The 3,695-nt window shown below is 68.3% G+C and carries 4 protein-coding genes; all 4 read right to left on the bottom strand.

The genetic code is table 11. The features are described from left to right. Positions 1-57 precede the first annotated feature (57 nt). A complete protein-coding gene (ptsP, locus tag AC6LJ9_RS30305; protein ID WP_283093845.1) occupies positions 58-1,767 on the bottom strand; it encodes a phosphoenolpyruvate--protein phosphotransferase in 1,710 nt (569 codons plus the stop codon). A gap of 103 nt (positions 1,768-1,870) precedes the next feature. Beyond that, the gene (locus AC6LJ9_RS30300; protein WP_212320559.1) at positions 1,871-2,140 is read right to left on the bottom strand and encodes an HPr family phosphocarrier protein; all 270 of its coding nucleotides are present in this window, start codon (positions 2,138-2,140) and stop codon (positions 1,871-1,873) included. A gap of 110 nt (positions 2,141-2,250) precedes the next feature. Beyond that, complete coding sequence (locus AC6LJ9_RS30295; protein ID WP_392413055.1) at positions 2,251-2,652, bottom strand: PTS sugar transporter subunit IIA; 402 nt, start codon at positions 2,650-2,652, stop codon at positions 2,251-2,253. Positions 2,653-2,670: 18 nt separating this feature from the next. Beyond that, positions 2,671-3,624 (bottom strand): glutathione synthase, encoded by a 954-nt coding sequence (gene gshB, locus AC6LJ9_RS30290; RefSeq protein WP_498150406.1) that lies wholly within the window; start codon positions 3,622-3,624, stop codon positions 2,671-2,673. Positions 3,625-3,695: the final 71 nt, after the last annotated feature.

Genomic DNA, 3,695 nt, shown 5'->3' with positions numbered 1-3,695 from the left:
CCTCACGGTTCCGGGCTTTTTCATTCGGAAGGCGCCAAAGGCGTCCCGGAAACAGGATCAGCCGGGTCCCAGCGCGTCCAGGTCCACCGGCAAGGCGCGATTCAGCGCGCTGGCCACCTTGATCCGCAAGGCATTGGAATGGGCGCGGCGCACTTCGCGCTTGACGTCCAATAGCTGCTGCGGGTGCATGGAGAACTCGGTCAGGCCCAGGCCCAGCAGCAGCCGGGTCATGCGCGAATCACCGGCCATCTCGCCGCAGACCGCCACCGGCTTGCCGGCGCGCTCGCCGGCGTTGATGGTGTTCGCGACCAGGCGCAGCACCGCCGGATGCAGCGGGTCGTACAGGGACGCCACGTCGTGGTCGCCGCGATCGATCGCCAGCGTGTACTGGATCAGGTCGTTGGTGCCGATGGACAGGAAATCCAGTGCCTGGGCGAAAGGCTCGATGGCGATGGCGATGGCCGGCACCTCGACCATGGCGCCCACTTCCATGTGGGCCGCATAGGCCTGCCCGCGCGCGTCGAGTTCACGCCGCGCGGCCTCGATGGCGGCCTTGGTGGCGACCACTTCGTGCATATGGGCGATCATCGGGATCAGCAGGCGCACCGGCCCGTGGGCCGAGGCGCGCAGGATGGCGCGCAATTGCGTGGCGAACATCTCGGGGCGCGCCAGGCAGTAACGGATGGCGCGCTGGCCCAGCGCGGGGTTGGTGGCCACGGTGGCCTCACCGTCCAGCGTCTTGTCCGCGCCGATGTCCAGCGTGCGGATGGTGACGGGACGGCCCGCCATCACCTTCACCACCGAGGCATAGGCTTCGTACTGTTCTTCCTCGCCCGGCAGGTCCGCGCGGCCCATGAACAGGAACTCGCTACGGAACAGGCCGATGCCGTGCGCGCCGGACGCCAGCGCCAGCGCGGCCTCCTCGGGCAGTTCGATATTGGCGTGCAGCACCACGTCGATGCCGTCCAGCGTGACCGAGGGCACGTCGCGCAGCAGGCTGAGCTCGGCGCGCTCGTCGGCGTAGGCGGACTGGCGGCGGCGGTACTCCTGCAGGATGCGCGGCGAGGGATTCACCACCACGGCCCCGGAAGCGCCGTCGATGATCAAGGTATCGCCATCGCGCACCAGCTCGCGCACGTTACCCAGGGCCACCACCGCCGGCACGCCCATGCTGCGAGCCACGATGGCGGTATGGGACGTGGGGCCGCCCAGGTCGGTGACGAAGGCGGCGAAGCGGCCGCCGCGCAGGCGCAGCATGTCGGCGGGCGAAATATCGTGCGCCACGACGATCAGGGCTTCATCGCCGTCCACATGGCCCATGTCCGGCAGCATGGCGGATGTGCCGGCCAGCACGTGCAGCACGCGTTCAATGACCTGGCGCACGTCGGCGCCGCGCTCGCGCAGGTACTCGTCTTCCATGGCGTCGAACTGCTGGCCCAGGATCTGGCCCTGCGTGGTCAGCGCCCATTCGGCGTTGTAGTGCCGCTCGGCGATCAGCGCCAGCGTCTGCTCGGCCAGCAGCGGGTCGCCCAGCAGCAGGCTGTGGACGTTGAGCATGGCACCCAGCTCGCGCGGGGCGTCGGCCGGCAGGGTATCGGCCAGCAGCAGCAATTCCTGCTGCGCGTCGGCCAGCGCCTGGGTCAGGCGGCTGCTTTCGGCGGCGATGTCTTCCGGCGCGATGCGGTAATGCGCCACTTCGAGCGCCGCGGCGCCCATGACCACGGCGCGCCCGATGGCGTAGCCGCGGGCCACGCCCTTGCCGTACAGACAGACGACGGGGCTGGCAGCGCCAGCCCCGGACGGGACGTCCCCCTGGGACGTGACGGCCCCGGCCCGGGCAGCGCCCGAGCCGGCCGATTCAGAGGACGTTCTATTCCTGCTCACCGAATTTGCTGTCAAACAGGGTTTCGATTTCGGAAAGGGCCAGCTCGGCATCGGCGCCGGAGGCTTCCAGGCGGACCGTCACGCCCAGACCGGCCGCCAGCATCATGACGCCCATGATGCTCTTGGCATTGACGCGCTGCGCGCCGCGCGAAATGAAGATCTCGCTGGAGAACCTGCTGGCCAGCTGCGTCAGTTTGGCGGCCGCCCGGGCATGCAGGCCCAGCTTGTTGCTGATGACGATATCGGTATTGGGCATAGGGATCTTGGTGTCTGCGGCTGTCCGGTATCAGTGTCGGTCGCGGCGGGATGCCCCGCCCCGCGCCGGCTGAAATATTACGCCCGAATGATAGGGCATATTCTTAGCCGTCAGTCTACACGCAAGACGCCCTGCACTCCCCCGGCCAGCGCTTTTTCGCGCGTCTCGGCCAGCGGCAGGTTGCGGTAGGTCAGCGCCCGCAGCAGCATCGGCGTGTTCAGGCCGGCCAGCACGCAGCACTGGATGCCCTGCGCCTGGGCATCGGCCACCGCGCGCTTGGCGATGTTGGCCGGCGTGGCGCCGATCAGGTCGGTCAGCACCAGCACGCCGCCGCCCAGCTCCTGGTCCAGGATGTCCTTGAGCACCGCCGGCGCCAGGTCATCTGGCAGGTCTTCCGGCTGGATGTCGTGGATGGCCAGCATGCCGTCCAGGTTGCCCATCACGTGGCTGGCGCAATCCCGCATCGCGGCGCCGAGCGGCGCGTGGACGACGATAACAATACCCGTGGTCATGGCAGCAATCCCGCGGCCTCAGGCCGCTGCTTTCTCGAGCGCCTGCGCGAACATGCCGGCGACGTCGAAGCCGGTCTGTTCGGCGATCTCCACGAAACAGGTGGGGCTGGTGACGTTGACCTCGGTGACGTAGTCGCCGATGACGTCCAGGCCGACCAGCAGCAGGCCGCGAGCGGCCAGCTTGGGCGCCACCGCCTCGGCGATCTCGCGGTCGCGCGGCGACAGGGGCTGGGCCACGCCACGTCCGCCGGCCGCCAGGTTGCCGCGCGTCTCGCCGGCCAGCGGAATACGGGCCAGGCAATACGGCACGGGCTCGCCGCCGATCAGCAGGATGCGCTTGTCGCCCTTGACGATCTCGGGGATGTAGCGCTGCGCCATGATGGTGCGCGCGCCGTTGTCGGTCAGCGTTTCCAGGATGGCGTTGAGGTTGGGATCCTTGGGCTGCAGCCGGAACACGCCGGTGCCGCCCATGCCGTCCAGCGGCTTGACGATCACGTCCTGGTGCTTGTCGTGGAAGGCTTTCAGGCGGGCCATGTTGCGGGTCACCAGCGTGGGCGCGGTGAACTCGCTGATTTCGGTGATGGCCAGCTTTTCCGGGTGATTGCGGATGGCCGCGCCGGTGTTGAAGACCTTGGCGCCCTGCTGCTGGGCGTATTCCAGCAGGTGGGTGGAATACACGTATTCCATGTCGAAGGGCGGATCCTTGCGCATGACGATCGCGCCCAGGTCGGCCAGGCGCACATCCCGGGCCTCGGCTTCGCGCCACCAGTCATGGCCGTGCAGGTCCGCCCCGTCGACCAGCTCGATGGGCGTGGCCACGGCGCGGACGGCGCCTTCCTCGATATACAGGTCGCCCTGCATGGCCACGCTGAGCGTATGCCCGCGCGCGACCAGCGCGCGCATCATAGCGACCGAACTGTCCTTGTACGCCTTCAAGAGCGGCAAGGGATCCAAAACGAACAAAACGTGCATCGCGACACCCTGAACGGACGCCGCCTTCCCTCGCGGGAAGGCGGCTTGATTGCTACATCGTAGCGCAGAGC

Source organism: Achromobacter sp. 1011811831 (genome assembly GCF_059760905.1).
This window is presented reverse-complemented; position numbering and strand designations above follow the sequence as displayed.